General features: G+C 60.2%; 17 protein-coding genes. 12 read left to right on the forward strand and 5 right to left on the reverse strand.

The features are described from left to right. The first annotated feature begins 1 nt into the window (after position 1). The 7 genes from ispG to E4P01_RS24605 all read left to right on the forward strand — a co-directional run bounded on the left by ispG (position 2) and on the right by E4P01_RS24605 (position 7,917). The gene (ispG, locus tag E4P01_RS24575) at positions 2 to 1,111 is read left to right on the forward strand and encodes a flavodoxin-dependent (E)-4-hydroxy-3-methylbut-2-enyl-diphosphate synthase (protein WP_003175952.1); all 1,110 of its coding nucleotides are present in this window, start codon (positions 2 to 4) and stop codon (positions 1,109 to 1,111) included. 23 nt (positions 1,112 to 1,134) lie between these two features. Beyond that, positions 1,135 to 2,424, forward strand: coding sequence for a histidine--tRNA ligase (gene hisS / locus E4P01_RS24580; RefSeq protein WP_216092072.1), 1,290 nt, complete (start codon positions 1,135 to 1,137; stop codon positions 2,422 to 2,424). A gap of 41 nt (positions 2,425 to 2,465) precedes the next feature. Further along, entirely contained in the window at positions 2,466 to 3,107 is a 642-nt protein-coding gene (locus E4P01_RS24585) for a YfgM family protein (RefSeq protein WP_003194010.1), read from the forward strand. Beyond that, on the forward strand, positions 3,100 to 4,251 hold the full coding sequence (gene bamB, locus E4P01_RS24590; protein WP_005791169.1) for an outer membrane protein assembly factor BamB: 1,152 nt from the start codon (positions 3,100 to 3,102) through the stop codon (positions 4,249 to 4,251). The genes E4P01_RS24585 and bamB overlap by 8 nt, the downstream gene beginning before the upstream one ends. Before the next feature lie 134 nt (positions 4,252 to 4,385). Then, positions 4,386 to 5,855 carry a ribosome biogenesis GTPase Der gene (der, locus tag E4P01_RS24595; protein ID WP_005791167.1) on the forward strand — a complete coding sequence of 490 codons (1,470 nt, stop codon included), beginning with the start codon at positions 4,386 to 4,388 and terminating at the stop codon, positions 5,853 to 5,855. A 134-nt stretch (positions 5,856 to 5,989) separates the two neighbouring features. Beyond that, complete coding sequence (locus tag E4P01_RS24600; protein ID WP_032879609.1) at positions 5,990 to 7,138, forward strand: pyridoxal phosphate-dependent aminotransferase; 1,149 nt, start codon at positions 5,990 to 5,992, stop codon at positions 7,136 to 7,138. Next, positions 7,126 to 7,917, forward strand: coding sequence for an amidohydrolase (locus E4P01_RS24605; protein WP_032879610.1), 792 nt, complete (start codon positions 7,126 to 7,128; stop codon positions 7,915 to 7,917). The genes E4P01_RS24600 and E4P01_RS24605 overlap by 13 nt, the downstream gene beginning before the upstream one ends. A 161-nt stretch (positions 7,918 to 8,078) precedes the next feature. On the opposite strand, the gene leuA is transcribed toward E4P01_RS24605, so the two are convergent. The 4 genes from leuA to E4P01_RS24625 all read right to left on the reverse strand — a co-directional run bounded on the left by leuA (position 8,079) and on the right by E4P01_RS24625 (position 13,184). Continuing rightward, the gene (gene leuA, locus E4P01_RS24610) at positions 8,079 to 9,758 is read right to left on the reverse strand and encodes a 2-isopropylmalate synthase (RefSeq protein ID WP_032879611.1); all 1,680 of its coding nucleotides are present in this window, start codon (positions 9,756 to 9,758) and stop codon (positions 8,079 to 8,081) included. A 323-nt stretch (positions 9,759 to 10,081) separates the two neighbouring features. Next, a complete protein-coding gene (locus tag E4P01_RS24615; protein ID WP_032879612.1) occupies positions 10,082 to 10,900 on the reverse strand; it encodes a M23 family metallopeptidase in 819 nt (272 codons plus the stop codon). A gap of 3 nt (positions 10,901 to 10,903) precedes the next feature. Further along, positions 10,904 to 12,283, reverse strand: coding sequence for an exodeoxyribonuclease VII large subunit (xseA, locus tag E4P01_RS24620; protein ID WP_005791160.1), 1,380 nt, complete (start codon positions 12,281 to 12,283; stop codon positions 10,904 to 10,906). Between the two features lie 10 nt (positions 12,284 to 12,293). Next, the gene (locus E4P01_RS24625) at positions 12,294 to 13,184 is read right to left on the reverse strand and encodes a LysR family transcriptional regulator (protein WP_032879614.1); all 891 of its coding nucleotides are present in this window, start codon (positions 13,182 to 13,184) and stop codon (positions 12,294 to 12,296) included. 99 nt (positions 13,185 to 13,283) lie between these two features. Here E4P01_RS24625 and E4P01_RS24630 point away from each other — a divergent pair, with 99 nt between their 5' ends. From E4P01_RS24630 to guaA, 4 genes are all read left to right on the forward strand, one after another. Continuing rightward, positions 13,284 to 14,051 carry a sulfite exporter TauE/SafE family protein gene (locus E4P01_RS24630; RefSeq protein WP_005791158.1) on the forward strand — a complete coding sequence of 256 codons (768 nt, stop codon included), beginning with the start codon at positions 13,284 to 13,286 and terminating at the stop codon, positions 14,049 to 14,051. Positions 14,052 to 14,188: 137 nt separating this feature from the next. Beyond that, positions 14,189 to 14,737: a hypothetical protein gene (locus tag E4P01_RS24635; protein ID WP_005791157.1), complete on the forward strand. Its 549-nt coding sequence runs from the start codon at positions 14,189 to 14,191 to the stop codon at positions 14,735 to 14,737. 104 nt (positions 14,738 to 14,841) lie between these two features. Then, positions 14,842 to 16,311 (forward strand): IMP dehydrogenase, encoded by a 1,470-nt coding sequence (gene guaB, locus E4P01_RS24640; RefSeq protein WP_014719807.1) that lies wholly within the window; start codon positions 14,842 to 14,844, stop codon positions 16,309 to 16,311. Between the two features lie 81 nt (positions 16,312 to 16,392). Further along, entirely contained in the window at positions 16,393 to 17,970 is a 1,578-nt protein-coding gene (guaA, locus tag E4P01_RS24645; RefSeq protein ID WP_216092071.1) for a glutamine-hydrolyzing GMP synthase, read from the forward strand. A 212-nt stretch (positions 17,971 to 18,182) separates the two neighbouring features. On the opposite strand, the gene treR is transcribed toward guaA, so the two are convergent. Next, positions 18,183 to 18,887 carry a trehalose operon repressor gene (gene treR, locus E4P01_RS24650; RefSeq protein ID WP_032879617.1) on the reverse strand — a complete coding sequence of 235 codons (705 nt, stop codon included), beginning with the start codon at positions 18,885 to 18,887 and terminating at the stop codon, positions 18,183 to 18,185. A gap of 239 nt (positions 18,888 to 19,126) precedes the next feature. On the opposite strand from treR, the gene treP reads away from it, so the two are divergent. Beyond that, a complete protein-coding gene (gene treP, locus E4P01_RS24655; RefSeq protein WP_032879618.1) occupies positions 19,127 to 20,569 on the forward strand; it encodes a PTS system trehalose-specific EIIBC component in 1,443 nt (480 codons plus the stop codon). Positions 20,570 to 20,614 lie beyond the last annotated feature (45 nt).

Consider the following 20,614-nt stretch of genomic DNA (forward strand, 5'->3'; position numbering starts at 1 on the left):
CATGCACGGCGAATCTCCAATCAAACGTCGCGTATCGCGCAAGATCTGGGTCGGCTCGGTGCCGGTGGGGGGCGATGCCCCCATTGCAGTGCAAAGCATGACCAACAGCGACACTAACGATGTGGCCGCCACCGTCGCCCAGATCAATCGCCTGGAAGCGGCCGGCGTGGACATCGTGCGGGTTTCCGTACCGGACATGGATGCCGCCGAGGCTTTCGGCCGCATCAAGCAGTTGGTCAAGGTGCCGCTGGTTGCCGACATTCACTTCGACTACAAGATTGCACTGCGCGTGGCCGAGCTGGGTGTGGACTGCCTGCGTATCAACCCGGGCAACATCGGTCGCGAAGACCGCGTGCGCGCCGTGGTGGACGCTGCCCGTGATCGTGGGATTCCGATCCGCATTGGCGTGAACGCCGGCTCCCTGGAAAAAGACCTGCAAAAAAAATACGGCGAGCCTACCCCGGCGGCGCTGGTCGAGTCGGCACTGCGCCACGTTGAGCACCTGGAGCGCCTGAATTTCCAGGACTTCAAGGTCAGCGTAAAGGCCTCCGATGTGTTCATGGCGGTAGAAGCCTACCGCCTGCTGGCCAAGGAAATCGTGCAACCACTGCACTTGGGTATCACTGAAGCTGGCGGTTTGCGCTCAGGCACAGTGAAATCTGCGGTGGGTCTCGGTATGCTGCTCGCCGAAGGGATTGGCGATACTATCCGCATCTCCCTGGCGGCAGACCCCGTAGAGGAAGTGAAGGTCGGCTACGACATTCTCAAATCCCTGCGTTTGCGTTCCCGTGGTATCAACTTCATTGCCTGCCCGAGCTGCTCGCGGCAGAACTTCGACGTGGTGAAAACCATGAACGACCTGGAGCTGCGCCTCGAAGACCTGCTGGTGCCGCTGGATGTCGCAGTCATCGGTTGTGTGGTCAACGGGCCGGGTGAGGCCAAAGAGGCTCATGTGGGCCTGACCGGTGGTACGCCGAATTTGATTTACATCGACGGCAAGCCGTCGCAGAAGCTAACGAATGACAATCTGGTGGATGAGCTGGAAAAGCTGATCCGCGAGAAAGCGGCCGAGAAGGTCGCCGCTGACGCAGCGCTGATCGCTCGCGGCTGATTGAACGAATTTAAGGATTTGATGTGAGCAAGTCTCTGCAAGCCATTCGTGGCATGAACGACATCCTGCCGGAGCAGACGCCACTGTGGCGCTACTTCGAAAGCACTGTCGCGCGCCTGCTGGATAACTACGGTTACAAGCAGATCCGCATGCCGATCGTCGAGTTCACCGAGCTGTTCAAGCGCTCCATCGGTGAAGTGACCGACATCGTCGAAAAAGAGATGTACACCTTCGAAGACCGCAACGGCGACTCCCTGACCCTGCGTCCGGAAGGCACTGCCGCGTGCGTGCGCGCCGTACTGGAACATGGCATCACCGGTGGTGGCCAAACCCAGAAGCTCTGGTACATCGGCCCGATGTTCCGCCACGAGCGCCCGCAGAAAGGCCGCTATCGCCAGTTCCACCAGATCGGTTGCGAAGTCTTCAACCTTGACGGGCCGGACATCGACGCCGAGCTGATCGTGCTGACCTGGCGCCTGTGGGGCCAACTGGGCATCCGCGATGCGGTCAAGCTCGAACTCAACAGCCTGGGTACCAGCGAGTCCCGGGGCCGCTATCGCGAAGCCCTGGTCGAATACCTGTCGGCTCACCTGGATAAATTGGACGAAGACAGCCAGCGCCGTCTGAAAACCAACCCGTTGCGCGTTCTGGATACCAAGAACGCCGACACCCAGGCCGTATTGGTCAATGCACCGAAAATGGCCGATTACCTGGACGACGAATCCCGCTTGCACTTCGAGGGCCTCAAGGCTCGCCTGGATGCCGCGGGGATTCCCTACGTGATCAACCCCAAGCTGGTGCGTGGCCTCGACTACTACAGCAAGACCGTATTCGAGTGGGTCACCGACAAGCTCGGCGCCCAAGGCACCGTGTGTGCCGGTGGTCGCTACGACGGCCTGGTCGAGCAAATGGGCGGCAAGCCGACTACGGGCGTGGGCTTTGCCATGGGTATCGAGCGACTGATCCTGTTGCTGGAAACCCTTGAACAGGTTCCCGAAGAAATTTCCCGTCAGGTGGACGTGTACCTGTGCGCTTTTGGCGAGGCTGCCGAACTGGCCGCACTGGCCTTGAGCGAGAAGGTGCGCGACCAACTGCCGAACCTGCGCCTGCAGATCAATGCCGGCGCCGGCAGCTTCAAGAGCCAGTTCAAGAAGGCCGACAAGAGCGGTGCGCTGTACGCACTGATCCTTGGCGATGACGAATTGGCCCAGCAAGTGATAGGTTTCAAACCCCTGCGTGGCCAGGGTGAACAACAGAACGTTGCCTTTGATGCGCTCGCTGCGCACTTGGCCACCTGCGTCGTGCAGGGTTGAAGCTGTCGAACAGCCGAATTTAGCGATTAAGGAGTATTGGGGTGTCGAGTACTGATGATGAGCAACTGGCCGAGTTCAAGGACTGGTGGCAGCGTAACGGCAAGCCCCTGGTCACTGGCGGCCTGCTGGCTTTAGTGGTGGTGTTCGGCTGGCAAGCCTGGACCAAGTATCAGGCCAACCAATCCCAGGGCGCCTCGATCGTTTACCAGCAATTGCTGGAAACTACCCTGACGCCGGACGGCAAGCCTGACCCTGCACAGGTGGCAGACCTGGCCGGCAAGCTGAAAAACGAATTCGGCGGTAGCACCTACGCCCAGTACGGCAGCCTGTTCGTCGCGAAGGTCGCGGTCGATACCGGCAAGCTGGATGACGCAGCCACCGAGCTGAAGGCCATTGCCGACAAGCCGACCAACCCGACCCTGGGTGAAATCGCACGTCAGCGCCTGGCACAGGTATTGGCGGCACAGAACAAGGCTGACGAAGCACTCAAACTGCTCGACGGCGATGCTGACAAGGCATTCGTGGCCACTCGCGAAGAGCTCAAGGGCGACCTGTTGGTCCAATTGGGTCGTACCGACGAAGCCCATGCTGCGTACCAAAAAGCCAAGGCGGCGCTGTCTGATGAAGCGGCGGTCGGTGGCTTACAAATCAAGCTCGACGACTTGGCCAAAGGGGATGCGTGACGTGATCCGTTGGAAACATGCAGCATTGCTGGCTCTGGCCGTTTTGGCCGCGGGTTGCAGCAGCAACAGCAAAAAAGAACTGCCGCCTGCCGAGCTGACCAGCTTCAAGGAAGAAGTGGTCCTGCAAAAACAATGGAGCCAATCCATTGGTGACGGGCAGGGCGACCTCTACAACCTGTTGCAGCCGGCGATCGACGGCGACAACATCGTGGCCACTGATTCCACTGGCGTCGTGGTTGCCATGGATCGCATGAACGGCGACGTCAAGTGGAAGAAAGACCTCGAGCTGCCGGTTTCCGGTGGTGTGGGTGTCGGCTACGGCATGGTGCTGATCGGTACGCTCAAAGGTGATGTGGTCGCACTCGACTCCAGCACCGGCGAAGAGAAATGGCGCGCTCGCGTGACCAGTGAAGTGCTCTCGGCGCCAGCGACCAACGGCGATATCGTCGTGGTGCAGACCCAGGATGACCGCGTAATCGGTCTGGATGCCTCCACTGGCGACCAACGCTGGTTGTACGACAGCACCCCGGCGGTGTTGACCCTGCGTGGTACCAGTGGTCCGATTGTGACCAACAATCTCGCTGTGGCTGGCCTGTCGACCGGTAAAGTAGTCGCCCTGGATACCCAGAACGGCGTGCCGGCGTGGGAAACCCGTGTGGCTATCCCGCAAGGCCGTTCCGAGCTGGACCGCGTCGTGGACATCGACGGTGGCCTGCTGCTGTCGGGTGAAACCCTCTACGTGGCCACCTATCAGGGCCGTGTTGCCGCGCTGGACCTGCAAAGCGGCCGCATCAACTGGCAGCGTGATGCTTCCAGCTATGCGGGTGTCGCCCAAGGGTTTGGCAGCGTCTACGTGAGCCTGGCCTCCGGCACCGTTGAAAGTGTCGATGAGCGTTCCACCACTGCACTGTGGAGCAACGACTCGCTGGCTCGCCGCCAACTGTCGGCACCGGAAGTCTTCTCCAGCTACGTAGCAGTCGGTGACTTTGAAGGTTACCTGCACCTGCTGAGCCAGGTGGATGGTCGCTTTGTCGGTCGCCAACGTATCGACAGCGACGGCCTGCGTGCGCGTCCGCTGGTGGTAGGTAACATGCTTTATGTGTATGGCAACGGCGGCAAGCTGGAAGCCCTGACCATCAAGTAAGAACCATGCTTGGGGTAACACCCAGGCGGCCCTGCTTTTGCGGGGCATGCGGCATCTGACGATGCTGCCCCGAGCACCAGCCGCTGCCCTGCAGCGGCTTTTGTATTTTCTGAAATAACGAAGTGGAGAGCCGCATGGTTCCCGTAATCGCCCTGGTGGGCCGACCTAACGTCGGCAAGTCCACCTTGTTCAACCGCCTGACCAGGACTCGCGACGCCATTGTCGGCGACTTGTCCGGTCTGACCCGTGATCGCCAATACGGTGAGGCAAAGTGGCAAGGGCGCTCCTACATTATTGTCGACACCGGTGGTATCTCCGGTGACGAGCATGGCATGGACGAAAAAATGGCCGAGCAGTCGCTGCTGGCCATTGAAGAAGCCGATGTCGTGTTGTTCCTGGTGGACGCCCGCGCGGGCTATACCGCCGCTGACCAGATGATTGGCGAGCACCTGCGCAAGCGCAACAAGCGTTCCTATCTGGTCGCCAACAAGATCGACAACATCGATCCTGAGGCGGCCCGTGCCGAATTCAGCCCGATGGGCCTGGGTGATGCGATCCCGGTCGCGGGTGCCCACGGCCGTGGCATCACCCAGATGCTGGAAATCGCCCTGCGCGACTTCCCCAAGGATGATGTCGAGGAAGAAGAGGGCGAGGAAGAGATCGTCGCTGAAGGCGAGGAAGCCAAGCGCATTCCTGGCCCGAGCGAAAAAGACGGTATCAAGATCGCTATCATCGGCCGCCCGAACGTCGGCAAGTCGACCCTGGTCAACCGTATGCTCGGTGAAGACCGCGTTATCGTCTACGACCAGCCCGGCACCACTCGCGACAGTATCTACATCCCGTTCGAGCGTAACGACGAGAAGTACACGCTGATCGACACCGCTGGTGTGCGCAAGCGCGGCAAGATCCACGAAGAAGTTGAAAAGTTCTCCGTGGTCAAAACCCTGCAAGCGATCAAAGACGCCAACGTGGTGATCTTCGTGATGGACGCCCGCGAAGGCGTGGTGGACCACGACCTCAACTTGCTGGGCTTTGCCCTGGAAGCCGGTCGGGCCCTGGTGATCGCGATCAACAAGTGGGACGGCATGACGCCGAGCGAGCGCGATTTCGTCAAGATCGAACTGCAGCGTCGGTTGTTCTTCGTCGAGTTCGCCGATATCCACTTTATCTCGGCACTGCACGGTACTGGCGTGGGTAACCTCTACGCCTCGGTACAGAACTCGTTCAAGTCCGCGGTCACCCGCTGGCCGACCAACCGTCTGACCCAGATCCTCGAAGACGCCGTGGGCGAGCACGCACCGCCGATGGTCAACAACCGTCGGATCAAACTGCGTTACGCCCACTTGGGTGGTGCCAACCCGCCGATTATCGTGATCCACGGTAACCAGATCGAGAAGGTGCCCAAGTCCTACGTGCGTTACTTGGAAAACACTTACCGCCGAGTCTTGAAACTGGTCGGTACGCCGATCCGTATCGAGTTCAAGGGGGGCGAGAACCCATACGAAGGCAACAAGAACACACTGACCGACCGTCAGGTGAACAAGAAGCGTCGTTTGATGACTCACCACAAGAAGGCCGACAAGAAGCGCCGTGACAAGAAATAACGGCAGCTTTGCGTTGTAAGCGACACGCTGCAAGAGAGGGCTCCTTTGGAGCCCTTTTTTGTGCGCGGCCGTTTGTGCCTTGACCCGGTGCAATTGGCAGCTTAAAACTTGGGGCTCACCTGCAGGGGCCTCCGATGATCACCAGCAAGCTGCCGAATGTCGGCACGACCATTTTCACCACTATGTCGCAACTTGCGGCTGAAACCGGCGCGCTCAACCTGTCCCAGGGTTTCCCGGATTTCAATGGCCCGCAAGGTTTACTCGATGCAGTGGGCAAGCATATCGCTCTGGGTCACAACCAGTACGCGCCCATGACCGGCTTGCCCGTGTTGCGTCAGCAGGTGGCCGCCAAGATTGCTCGCAGTTATGGCGCCGCAGTCGATGCCGACAGCGAGGTGACCATCACTCCTGGCGCCACCGAGGCGATCTTCTGCGCGATCCAGGCGGTGATTCGCAGTGGCGATGAAGTCATCGTGTTCGACCCCAGCTACGACAGCTATGAGCCCTCGGTGGAGCTGGCCGGTGGTCGTTGCGTTCATGTGCAACTGAGTCTGGACGGTTTTGCCCTCGACTTCGAGCAGATCAAGGCGGCGCTGTCGCCGCGCACCCGCATGATCATCATCAACTCGCCACATAACCCCACTGGTGCGCTGATCAGCCGCGCCGAGCTGGACCAGTTGGCCGAACTGATCCGCGACCGCGATATCTACCTGGTCAGCGATGAGGTCTACGAACACCTGGTGTTCGACGGTGTGCCTCACGTCAGCATATTGGCCCATCAGGAGCTGTATCAGCGCGCCTTCGTGGTCAGCTCCTTCGGCAAGACCTATCACGTGACCGGCTGGAAAACCGGTTACGTGGTCGCGCCGCCGGCTCTGACTGCCGAACTGCGCAAGGTGCATCAATATGTCAACTTTTGCGGCGTGACCCCTTTGCAGTACGCTTTGGCTGACTTCATGGCTGATCACCCGGAGCATGTCGAAGAACTGCCGGCCTTTTACCAGGCCAAGCGCGACATGTTTTGCGACCTGCTGGGGCCATCCCGCTTCAGTTTTACCCGGGTGAGCGGCACTTATTTCCAACTGGTGGATTACTCACAGATTCGCCCAGACCTGGATGACATTGCCATGTCCTTGTGGATGACCCGCGAACACGGCGTGGCGACCATACCGGTCTCGGTGTTCTACCAGAACCCACCCCAAGGCCAGCGCCTGGTGCGTCTGTGCTTTGCCAAACGCGAGGAGACGCTGCAACAAGCAGCCGAAAAGCTATGCGTGATCTGAGTGCACTGCCCAATCTGAACATCGCCCTGATTCAGACCAGCCTGGTGTGGCATGACCGTCAGGCTAACCTTGAGCATTTTGAGCTGCTGCTGGAGCAGGCCAATGGTGCGGACCTGATCATACTGCCGGAGATGTTCACCACCGGTTTCTCCATGGAGTCAGCCACCCTCGCCGAGCCGGAAAAGGGGCCGACCCATCACTGGCTCCAGGCGCAGGCAACCAAATACAACGCGGTGATCACTGGCAGCGTGATTATCCAGGCCGCCGACGGTAGCCACCGCAACCGCCTGTTGTGGGCAAGGCCGGATGGTGAGGTGCTGCATTACGACAAGCGTCACCTGTTTCGCATGGCCGGTGAGCACGATCACTACACCCCCGGCGAACGCCAGGTGCAGTTTGAGTTAAAGGGCTGGCGCATTCGCCCACTGATTTGCTACGACCTGCGCTTCCCGGTATGGAGTCGCGATGCCCAGGACACCGACTTGCTGCTGTACACCGCCAATTGGCCCGGTGCACGTCGTCAGCATTGGAACCGCTTGTTGCCGGCGCGGGCGATTGAAAACCTGTGCTATGTGGCTGCCGTGAATCGGGTAGGCACGGATGGCAAAGGATTTGCCTATACAGGCGACAGCCAGGTGCTGGATTTCCAGGGTGAAACCTTGCTGAGTGCAGGGGAGGCGGACGGGGTGTTCCAGGTGATTCTGGATGCGGCGGAGTTGGCTGCTTATCGCACCAGGTTTCCAGCGAACCTGGATGCCGATAGCTTTCAGTTTGTCTGATAAACCGCTATCGGGAGCAAGCCCCCTCCCACTTTGATTTGCGAATACATTCAAATGTGGGAGGGGGCTTGCTCCCGATAGGGCCATCAGCGCCACCATAACCCCAAAGCAAAAAGGCCCCTGGATTCACACCCAGGGGCCTTTCACATTTCAGCAGCCGATTACGCCGCTTTGGCTTCCAACTGGCTCAGCGAGCGGTTCAGCGCACTGAACAGCGCCTTGAAGCTGGCGGTGGTGATGTTTTCATCAATGCCCACACCATGCACCGGACGTTCGCCGTTCACGCGCAGTTCAATGTAGGCGGCCGCCTTGGCATTGGTGCCCGCACCGATGGCATGTTCGTTGTAGTCCATGATCTCCACGCCAATCGGCAGGCCGGCCACCAAGGCTTCCAGCGCGCCGTTGCCTTTGCCTTTCCAGTGCAGGTTGGTTTCGCCCTGGCCCTTGCCGGAAACTTCCACCTCGACAAAGCTGTTGCCGTTCTCTTCCTGCAGGCGATGGCTGACCAGCGCGTACGGGGTGTTGGCTTGCAGGTATTCACGCTGCAGCAAGGCGTAGATCTGCGGCGCAGTCATCTCAAGGCCCACGCGGTCGGTTTCGGCCTGCACAACCTGGCTGAACTCGATCTGCATACGACGCGGCAAGCTGATGTCGTATTCCTGTTCCAGCAGGTAGGCGATGCCACCTTTGCCCGACTGGCTGTTTACACGAATCACCGCTTCGTAGCTGCGGCCAATGTCCGCCGGGTCGATCGGCAAGTACGGCACTTCCCACAGCGCATCGTCTTTCTGCTGGGAGAAGCCTTTGCGGATCGCGTCCTGGTGGGAGCCGGAAAACGCGGTGTGTACCAGGTCGCCCACATAAGGATGACGCGGGTGCACCTGGATCTGGTTGCACTCTTCAACGACTTTGCGCACACCGTCGATATCGGAGAAGTCCAGTTGCGGGTCCAGGCCCTGGGTGTACATGTTCAGGGCCACGGTCACCAGGTCGACGTTGCCGGTACGCTCGCCGTTGCCGAACAGGCAGCCTTCGACGCGGTCGGCGCCGGCCATCAGGCCCAGTTCGGTGGCGGCGACGCCGGTGCCGCGATCGTTATGGGTGTGCAGGCTGATGATCACACTGTCACGACGGTTGATATGGCGACCGAACCACTCGATCTGGTCGGCATAGATGTTCGGTGTGGCGCATTCAACGGTGGCCGGCAGGTTGAGGATCATCTTGTGCTCGGGCGTCGGGTTCCACACCTCGATCACTGCGTCGCAGACTTCCTTGGCGAACTCCAACTCAGTGGCGCTGAACGTTTCCGGGGAGTATTCGAAGGTCCACTGGGTTTCAGGCTGTTGGGCGGCGTATTTGACGAACAGTTTGGCCGCGTTGACGGCGATAGCCTTGATGCCATCCTTGTCCTGGTTGAACACGATGCGGCGGAACGACGGCGACGTGGCGTTGTACAAGTGCACGATGGCCTTCTTGGCGCCGCGCAGGGATTCGAAGGTGCGTGCGATCAAGTCTTCACGGCCCTGGGTCAGCACCTGGATAGTGGTGTCCTCGGGGATGTGGTTGTCTTCGATCAGGGTGCGCACGAAGTCGAAGTCGGTTTGCGAGGCGGCCGGGAACGAGGCTTCGATTTCCTTCACGCCTACAGATACCAGGGTCTTCCAGAAACGCAGCTTTTTCGCGGCGTCCATCGGCTCGATCAGCGACTGGTTGCCATCCCGCAGGTCAGAACTGCACCAGATCGGCGCGGTGGTGATGGTCTTCGATGGCCAGGTGCGGTCCGGAATATCAATGGTCGGGAACGCGCGGTACTTCGACGACGGGTCTTTGAGCATGCTCATCGGGAAATCCTTTGTTGTAGGGGCCGAGAAAAGGCGGCCTGCCGTGAAACTGTTTTTGGGGAGAAAGCTTGGGACGAGGCAGATCGATTCAGCCTGGCAGTCGTGCGCTGACGAGGCACAGGCTGCGGTGCTGGCGAAGCTGAATGAGGGTGTGAGAGGTTTTCATAAGCTCAACCCTAACCGCAGGGGTGAAAGATGGCAAGCAGTCGATAAAAATTGAGATAAGTTCTGCTCTGCGCAGAATAAACGAGATTTTATGCTGGTTTTTAAGTTGATATCTGGTTTTAATTGCGCGCCGGTGATGGGGCGCGCAATCGCGTGTTTCAGGGTTGGAATGCGCCGATAAAGATAGCCGGGTCAACCCGTGCATCGTTCAGGCTGACGTTCCAGTGCATGTGCGGCCCCGTCGCCCGTCCGGTCGAACCCACCTTGCCCACGACCGCACCGCGCACCAGTTGCTGGCCCACCTTCACGTCGATCTTCGACATATGGCAGAACATGCTGATAAAGCCCTGGCCATGGTCGACGAATACCGTGTTGCCATTGAAGAAGTAATTGCCAACCAGAATCACCTTGCCGTTCGCGGGCGTCTTGATCGGCGTACCGGCCGGCACGGCGAAGTCGAGGCCCGAATGCGGGTTGCGCTCTTCACCGTTGAAGAAGCGCCGCACCCCGAACTTGCTCGACAACGGGCCGTTCACCGGTTTGTCCAGCACCAGGTTGCTCGGCAGGGTGGGGCTGAAACTGCGGTAAGCCTTGAGCTGTACCGCCAACTCGCCTTCGATGCGCTTGAGCTGGGCCGGGTCAGGGTTGACCTGGCTTTTATTCTTCAGCGTGATGCGCTGTTCCGGGTACTTCTTGTAACCGACGATAAACGGCAAATTGCGCCCGCCGCTGCTGATGCGCTCGTTACCAGGCTTGACCGTCAACGGGATACCGACGATGGCTAGCCAGTTGTCCTGTTCTTTTACCACCAGCACCGGTTTGCCTTGGTATGTGGCTTTGGGCGCCGTGGCGGCCGGTCCCAGTTCGACCACGGCCACACCACCGGGCACCGGTTTGTTCAAGGTGCGGGTGATGTAGCTGTCCGCGTAGGTATTCATGGACAGGCACAGCAGCAACAAACTCAGTAGACGTGGCATCAATCAATCCAGTAGCGAAAGGGTGACGGGTGTCAGGTGATTGTCTTCCACCCGCACTTGCAGTTGACCTTCACCCAGGCGCGCGGTCAGGCGCTGGCCGGTGTGGGTTTGTGCGGCATTGCGAATCGCCTGGCCGCGTTCATCCAGCAGGATGCTGTAGCCACGGCCCAGGGTCGCCAGCGGGCTGACCACCTGCAACGTCTGCACCTGGCTTTGCAGTTGCAGGCGTCGGGCCTTGAGACCTTCGCGCATGGCTCGGGGCAGGCGTTCGGCGAGGCTGTCCAGGCGCTGGCGCAACAGCGCCAATTGGCGGCCCGGATGCTGGCCGGCGAGGCGGGTCTCCAGGCGAATCAAGCGCTCGCGACGGGTATTGAGGCTGCGCTCGAAGGCGCGGCGCATACGCATGTCCAGGTCATCCAGACGTTGTGCCTGCTGGCGCAAGCGCTCGCCCGGGTGACGCAGGCGCCGGGCCATGCCTTCCAGGCGCAGGCGGCTGTGGCTCAGGCGGTTGCGCATCAGCATCACCAGGCGCCGATGCAGGTTGTCTACCTGGCGCACCAGATGGCTGGCGTCCGGTGCCAGCAGCTCGGCGGCGGCGGAGGGCGTCGGAGCGCGCACGTCCGCCACGAAGTCGCTGATTGACACATCGGTTTCATGGCCGACGGCGCTGACGATGGGCGTGACGCAGGCGTCCACCGCTCGGGCCACGGCTTCTTCGTTGAAGCACCAGAGATCTTCCAGTGAGCCGCCGCCACGGGCCAGGATCAGCGCGTCGAAGCCGCGGGCATCGGCGAGTTTGAGCGCCCGCACGATCTGCGGGATCGCCTCGCGGCCCTGCACAGCGGTCGGGATCAGTGTCAGTTCAATGTTCGGCGCCCGGCGGCGGAACACACTGATGATGTCGCGAATCACCGCGCCGGTCGGCGAACTGATGATGCCGATACGCCGCGGGTGCGCGGGCAGCGGCACCTTGCGCTCGGCGCTGAACAGGCCTTCGGCGCTGAGCTTTTCCTTCAAGGCATCGAAGGCCAGGCGCAGCGCGCCATCGCCGGCAGGTTCCACGGTGTCGAGGATCAGTTGATAGTCGCCACGCCCCTCGAACAACGAGACCTTGCCACGCACTTTGACCGCCAGGCCGTCCTTCAACGCCTGGCGCACGCGTGCAGCGTTGTTGCGAAACAGCGCGCAACGCACCTGGGCCCCGCTGTCCTTGAGGGTGAAATACACATGGCCGGAAGCCGGGCGGGCGAGGTTGGAGATTTCGCCTTCGACCCAGATATTGGTGAACACGTCTTCCAGCAACACCCGCGCGCGGCCGTTGAGCTGGCTGACAGTCAGGACTTCGCGGTCCAGGCCCAGACGGGCAAAAGGATCTTTAATCATGGGCGGCAGTTTATAGGCATTCGTGCAGAGTTTGACAGAACTGCTCTACCAGCGCGTTCGGCGCCTGCGCGCAGGCGAGGGCCACGGTGCTATGGCAGTCCGGGTCGGCCAGGGGTAAAAAGTGCAGGTTGGCGGGGGCGATGTCCTGCATGGATTTTGGTAACAGGGCAATGCCGAAACCGGCCTGGATCAATTGCAACTGCGTGGTCTTGCGCGACATCACCCGTGCGGCCCTGGGGAAAAATCCTGCACGCATGCACAGTTCGGCCGACAGATAACTCAGCCCGCCGCGTTGGGGATGGGGGACCGAGATAAACGCTTGGTCCTTTAGCTGCGCCAACTCCACCGGCGCGTCGCTGCGTGCCAACGGATGATTCGGCGGCACCGCCAGCACCAACGGCTCCGTGTACAACGGCAGCACACGCACGCCGTCGCGCTGGCGCAGTACGGGCAAGCGCAGCAGGCCGACGTCCAGGCGACCCTCGGCGATGTCCTCCAACTGGGCTTCGGAGGAGAGCTTGGCGATATCCACCGATACTCCAGGGCAGCGCTCTAGCCAGGTGCTGATGCCGTGCAATAACGCGCCGCTCATCGGCACTGTGCTCGAGTGACTCAGGCGCAGCGTGCCAAGCTGGCCATTGCCTACTAGGGTCGCCACTTCGCTGGCCTTGAGCAACTCACTCAGTAAATTGCGCGCCCGTGGGTAGAACGCTTCACCGGCCGCTGTGAGCCGCGGTTGGCGTGCGGTGCGTTCGAACAATGGGGTTTGCAGTTGATTTTCCAGTTCCTTGATCTGCCGGCTCAAGGCCGACTGCGCCACAAACAGGCGTTCGGCCGCGGCACTGAAGCTGCCGCTCTCGGCGATTTCGACGAAGTAACGCAGTTGCCGCGTGGAGATCACGAGTCATGCCTTTTTGAGATGAGTGGCTAGCTTTGAAGATATTAGTCGCAACAGTCGACAATGGCTAAAGTGAAGGCCATGTCCAACAAGGGATAACCCATGAGCCTGGTTGAGTTGATGAGTCAGTGGTCGTTCGGGGCTGTGGATTGGCTGGTGATCGGCCTGGGTGTGGTGCTGGCCTATGTGGTGTTTGGCATTGCCGGGTTCGGGACGGCCTTGGTCGCCGGGCCGATCCTGATTGTGTTTATGCCGCTGTCGAAGATCATCCCGTTGCTGGTGCTTCTCGACTTTGTCGCGGCGTTTGGCGGCTTGCTGCAAACGCGGCGCGATGTGAACAAACCAGAACTGTTGCGGTTGCTGCCCTGCATGGCCGTCGGCTGCAGCCTGGGCGTGGTGTTTTTGCTCAACCTGCATTCGGACCTGTTGCTGCTGTTGATGGGCCTGTTTATCAGCGCCTACGCGATTTACAGCCTGGCGGTGAAGGCGCGGCCGACTGAGCTGGCAGCGGGCTGGTCGATTCCCATGGGCACTGTTGGGGGGCTGTTTGGTGCGCTATTCGGCAGTGGCGGCTTTTTATATGCGATTTACCTGAACAGCCGTTTGCCCAAGGACGCGGCGCGGGCCACGCAAAGCGCGCTGATCAGTTGCAGCACGGTCGTGCGTTTGAGTCTGTTCCTGATTGCCGGCGTGTATGCAGATTTGCCGTTATTGATGTTGGCGGTTTGCCTGTTGCCGGCGATGGCCCTGGGGCTGTGGTGTGGACGCAGGCTGACGATGCGGCTGTCCCGTGAGGCGTTCGTGCGGTTGGTGACATGGTTGGTATTGGCCAGTGGTATTGCGTTGATCGGGCGGTATGTGAGTACTTGACCTGATTTTTTCAGGGATTAAGCTGCCGTCCTCCCGGGCGTCATCGCGGGCAAGCCCGGCTCCCACATTGGAATGCGATCAACTGTGGGAGCCGGGCTTGCCCGCGATGGCGCCAATAGCCACACCGCAGGACTCCCATGAACTCCCAAAGCATCCTTGTCCCGAAAATCTCCACCTTGCCCGTCCACGAACCCCGCGCCCGGGCGATTGTGCGCTGGCTGGTGCGCAAGAACATCATCAAGGAAGAGCTCACCACTTGCGGGCGTACCGGCAACCGCATGGGCTACGCCCTGGCCGATGGCGCCCGCGCCGTGGTGCTGCACCCTGAAGCGCTGCCGTTCAACGAGCCGGTCAATGGCCTGGAGATCATCTACAAGCGTTGCATCTACACGCCGGCCAAGGGGTTCCTTGAAGAAGCCGGCTGCCCGGAATGCCTGAAGGAAGTTGGCGAGGCGCTGTTCGAAAGCCTGGAAGACTGGATGCCTGGTCACACCGACAACTTCACCTGCCCGCTGTGTGGGCATGAAGATGACATCAACGGCTTTCTGTTCCTGCAGGAATGCGGGTTTTCCAACCTGGGGTTCATCTTCAACAACTGGGCGGAGGCGGGGTTCAAGCAGAGCTTTATCGACGAATTTGCCGATTGGTTGGACCAGAAAATGAGCTGGGTCAAAGTCGAGCTTTAATCCTTCTATCAGTATTACCAAGTTTGTCAGAGTTTTACATTGAGCCGGGCAGGGTGCATGTATATAATGGCGCGCTTCCATTTTCCCGCTCGGGAGCCCCCGCGATGCTGCGTATCAGCCAAGAAGCTCTGACATTCGACGACATTCTCCTAGTGCCCGGTTATTCCGAGGTGCTTCCTAACGAAGTCAGTCTCAAGACCCGCCTAACCCGTGGCATCGAGCTGAATATTCCCCTGGTTTCCGCTGCCATGGACACCGTCACCGAAGCCCGTCTGGCCATTGCCATGGCTCAGGAAGGCGGCATCGGCATCATCCACAAGAACATGACTATTGAGCAGCAAGCTGCCGAAGTGCGCAAGGTCAAGCGTTACGAAGCCGGTGTGGTGAAAGATCCAATCACCATCGAAGCCGACGCCACCGTGCGTGACCTGTTCGAACTCACTCGCATGCACAACATCTCCGGCGTCCCGGTGCTGCACGATGGCGACCTGGTCGGCATCGTCACTTCCCGTGACGTGCGTTTCGAGAACCGCCTTGAAGTCACCGTCCGTGAAGTGATGACGCCTAAAGAGCGCCTCGTTACTGTCAAGGAAGGCGCCGACAAGAACGATGTGCGCGAACTGCTGCACAAGCACCGCATCGAGCGCGTGCTGATCGTCGATGACAAATTCGCCCTCAAGGGCATGATGACCGTCAACGACATCGAAAAAGCCAAGGCTTACCCGCTGGCCAGCAAGGATGACCAGGGTCGTCTGCGTGTTGGCGCGGCAGTCGGCACCGGTAAAGACACGGGCGACCGCGTTTCGGCGCTGGTTGCTGCCGGTGTTGACGTGGTGGTGGTCGACACCGCCCACGGTCACTCCAAAGGCGTGATCGACCGCGTGCGCTGGGTCAAGCAGAACTTCCCTGACGTGCAAGTGATCGGCGGCAACATCGCCACCGGCGCTGCCGCCAAGGCTCTGGCCGAAGCTGGCGCTGACGCTGTCAAGGTCGGTATCGGCCCTGGCTCGATCTGCACCACGCGTATCGTCGCCGGTGTGGGCGTGCCGCAGATCAGCGCCATCGCCAACGTCGCCGCTGCCCTTGAAGGCACTGGCGTACCGTTGATCGCCGACGGCGGCATCCGTTTCTCCGGTGACCTGTCCAAGGCCATCGTGGCCGGTGCTTCCTGCGTGATGATGGGCTCGATGTTCGCCGGTACCGAAGAAGCGCCTGGCGAGATCGAACTGTTCCAGGGCCGTTCGTACAAGGCTTACCGTGGCATGGGTTCGCTGGGCGCCATGTCCCAGGCGCAAGGTTCTTCCGATCGTTACTTCCAGGACTCCTCGGCAGGCGCCGAGAAGCTCGTACCGGAAGGTATCGAAGGCCGTGTGCCGTACAAAGGCACCCTGAGCGCGATCATCCATCAACTGATGGGCGGCCTGCGTTCCTCGATGGGCTACACCGGCAGCGCCGACATCGAAGAAATGCGCACCAAGCCAGAGTTCGTACGGATCACCGGCGCAGGCATGGCTGAATCCCATGTCCACGACGTGCAGATCACCAAGGAAGCGCCAAACTACCGTGTAGGTTGAGCCTTCCAGCAAAATGTTAAGTAACCGGGGCTGTTCTTTCAGCCCCGAGTTGTTTCTGATTCATTAGACGAGACTGACTTCATGGCCCTCGACATTCACGCCCATCGCATCCTGATCCTCGATTTCGGTTCCCAGTACACCCAGCTGATCGCCCGCCGCGTGCGTGAAATCGGCGTGTACTGCGAACTGCACCCGTTCGACATGGACGACGCAGCGATCCGCGAATTCGCCCCTAAAGGCGTCATCCTCGCCGGTGGCCCCGAGTCCGTGCACGAAGCCAACAGCCCGCGTTGCCCGCAAGCGGTATTCGACCTGGGCGTACCGGTGTTCGGTATCTGCTACGGCATGCAAACCATGGCCGAACAACTGGGCGGCAAGGTGGAAGGCTCCGAGCTGCGTGAATTCGGTTATGCCCGTGTGGACGTGGTCGGCAAGAGCTGCCTGCTGGACGGCATCGAAGACCACGTCGACGCCGACGGCCTGTTCGGCCTCGACGTCTGGATGAGCCACGGTGACAAGGTCACCAAGATGCCGGAAGACTTCCACATTCTGGCCAGCACCCCAAGCTGCCCGATCGCCGGCATGTTCAGCGACGAGCGTCGTTACTACGGCGTGCAGTTCCACCCGGAAGTGACCCACACCAAGCAAGGCGGGCGCATCCTGTCGCGCTTCATTCTCGACATCTGCGAGTGTGAAGCCCTGTGGACCCCGTCGAAAATCGCTGAAGACGCCATCGCCCAGGTGCGCGCCCAGGTCGGCACCGACAACGTGTTGCTCGGCCTGTCCGGCGGCGTGGACTCCTCGGTAGTTGCTGCCTTGCTGCACAAGGCCATCGGCGACCAGCTGACCTGCGTATTTGTCGACAACGGCCTGCTGCGCCTGCACGAAGGCGAGCAAGTGATGGCCATGTTCGCCGAGAACATGGGCGTCAAGGTGATCCGCGCCAACGCCGAGGAACAGTTCCTCAACAACTTGGCCGGCGAGTCCGACCCGGAGAAGAAGCGCAAGATCATCGGTCGTACCTTCATCGACGTCTTCGATGCCCAGTCCAACAAACTGGACAACATCAAGTACCTCGCCCAGGGCACCATCTACCCAGACGTGATCGAGTCGGCCGGCGCCAAGAGCGGCAAGGCCCACGTGATCAAGTCCCACCACAACGTGGGTGGCCTGCCTGAGGAAATGAACCTCAAGCTGGTAGAACCGCTGCGCGAGCTGTTCAAGGACGAAGTCCGCCGTCTGGGCCTGGAACTGGGCCTGCCGTACGACATGGTCTACCGCCACCCATTCCCAGGCCCGGGCCTGGGCGTGCGTATCCTCGGTGAAGTGAAAAAGGAATACGCCGACCTGCTGCGTCGCGCCGACCACATCTTCATTGAAGAACTGCGCAAGGCCGACTGGTACCACAAGGTCAGCCAGGCGTTCGTGGTGTTCCAGCCGGTGAAATCGGTTGGCGTTGTAGGCGATGGTCGTCGTTACGCATGGGTTGTTGCGCTGCGTGCCGTAGAGACGATCGACTTCATGACAGCGCGTTGGGCACACCTGCCTTACGAACTGCTGGAGACGGTCAGCGGCCGTATCATCAATGAAATCGAAGGCATTTCGCGCGTGACGTATGACGTGTCGAGCAAGCCGCCGGCGACGATTGAGTGGGAATGATCCTGCAATAGCAGGTGAGTGCTGAATAACAGAACCCCGGCCTGGTGCCGGGGTTTTGTGTTTTTGGGGATGTCAGTGCCTGATCAAGCAGCCTATGGTTGGCCAGGATGCACGCGAGGCATGACTCGCGCGATGTCGGAGCTTTCCGAATACCGAGGCACTCACCCAGAGTTCGAGGCGGTAGGGGAGAAGATGATCTTCCCGGATTACGCTCAGCGCCGCGCAATATCCGAAAAGTAAAACTTATCCAGCGTATGCCGCGACTCGGTGTACTCGAACTGCCTCCCGTCCTGCAAAAACGTCTGGTTACTCACCACGATCACATGGCTTTGCCCATCAAGGTCCAGGTGCGCCTGGTCGTCTTTGCTGCGCGGCAGGGCTTCGATGGTGCGCTGTGCATAGCTGATCTGCAGCCCCAGCGTTTGCTCGATAAACGCGTAAATCGACTGCTCGGCAATCGAGTGGTCCAGGCCGGGGATCAGGTCGGCAACGAAGTGGTTGATGTCCAGGATCACGCGCTTGCCACCGATACGTCGTACTCGTTTGACGCGGGTGATCAGCGTGCCGGGCTCGGCTTCGATGTGTTGCAGCAAAGAACCTTCCAGCGGGATCTGGGTGAACTCGACGACGTCAGTACGTACGTCATCGCCCAGGTCGGCGTGGGTCTCGTGAAAGCTGACGATGCCGCCCAACTGGAACTCGATCGGGTTGGGCGACAACACAAAGGTGCCCTTGCCATGGATTTTTTGCGCAAAGCCACGCTCCTGCAACTGCTCGATGGCGCGTCGCACGGTGCCACGGCTGGCCTGGTAGGCGTCCATCAGTTCGGTTTCGGAGGGAAGGCGCGTACCGCGTTGCAGGCGTTCGGTGGTGATGCTGGCAAGCAGATCCGTATAGATCTGGTTGTATTTGCTCATGAGATGGCTCTGTGCCTGGCTTGCATTCAAGGCAGGAACCTTAGTGGCAGAGGTGGGGTTTGTCCATTGGATAGCCGTGCAGGCGAGGGAAAAATCTGACAGTAAGCTCCCACATATAAACAAAAGTGTAACTCGTACAGACGAGTTGTTGATTTAACTCGTACAGACGAGTACTTTTCCCTCCTCGGCGTGCTGCCAATGACTGCCACCCATAAAAACAATCACAGTGGAAAACGAGCATGAGCCACGACTATTCGTCTACTGCCCGCGAGATTCTCGAGCACCTCGGGGGCCGCGATAACCTTGAGCAAGCTGCCCATTGCGTGACCCGCCTGCGCCTGGCGCTCAAGGACCCAAGCCTGGTCAACGGCAATGCGTTGAACCAGGTCGATCTGGTCAAGGGCTCGTTCTTTACCGGCGGCCTGTTCCAGGTGGTGATCGGCCCCGGCGAAGTGGAGAAGGTCTATGCCGCCCTGCGCGAACTGACCGGCCTGGCCGCCTCAACCATTGCCGACGTGAAGAAAGCCGGCGGCGACAAGACCAACCCCATGCAGCGTCTGGTGCGGGTGTTTTCCGATGTGTTCATGCCGATCCTGCCCGCGCTGATCATCGCCGGCCTGTTGATGGGCGTGAACAACCTGATGGGCGCCAAGGGCATGTTCATCGAAGGCAAGACGCTGCTGGAGGCCTACCCGAACCTGGATGGCCTGTGGAGCCTGATCAACCTGATGGCAAACACCTCGTTCGTGTTCCTGCCGGCGTTGGTGGGCTGGTCGGCAGCCAAGCGTTTTGGCGGCAGTGAAATCCTCGGCATTGTGCTGGGCCTGATGCTGGTGCACCCCGACCTGCTCAACGCCTGGAACTACGGCAAGGCGGTCGCCGGCCTCGACGGCCAGAGCCTGCCGTACTTCGATATCTTCGGCTGGTTCCAGATCGAGAAGGTGGGTTATCAAGGGCAGATCCTACCGATCCTGATGGCCGCCTTCGTCATGAGCGTGATCGAAAAGTGGCTAAGGGCGCGGGTACCGAATGCCATTCAATTGCTGGTCGTGCCGATCACCACCATCGTTGTCACCGGGGTGCTGGCCCTGGCGATCATCGGCCCGGTCACCCGCCACCTCGGCATCCTGATTACCGAAGGCCTGGTCACCCTGTTTGAGATTGCACCCATGATTGGCGGGGCGATTTTCGGCCTGCTGTATGCGCCATTGGTGATCACCGGTATGCACCACATGTTCCTGGCCGTCGACCTGCAGCTTATTTCGACCCAGGGCGGCACCTTTATCTGGCCGATGATCGTCATGTCCAACCTGGCCCAGGGCAGCGCCGCATTGGGCGTGTTCTACATGACCCGCAATGCGCGGGACAAAAGCATGGCGTCCACCTCGGCAATTTCGGCTTATTTCGGCATCACCGAGCCGGCGATGTTCGGGGTGAATCTGCGCTTCAAGTTCCCGTTCTACGCCGCTCTGCTGGGCTCGGCGCTGGGCAGCATTTTCCTGTCGCTGAACAAGGTGACGGCTTCGGCTATCGGCGTCGGTGGCTTGCCCGGGTTTATCTCGATCGTGCCGAGTGCGATTCCGATGTTTGTGATCGGCATGATCGTGGCGATGGTCGTGCCGTTTGCGCTGACTTGCCTGTTGAGCATGAAGATCATTCGGCCTGGCTACCGGGTCGCCTGATCAATCGCCACCGGGGGCAAGCCAACTCCACAGGTTGAACGCATT

The organism is Pseudomonas sp. NCIMB 10586 (assembly GCF_023127895.1).
Classification (GTDB): domain Bacteria; phylum Pseudomonadota; class Gammaproteobacteria; order Pseudomonadales; family Pseudomonadaceae; genus Aquipseudomonas; species Aquipseudomonas synxantha_A.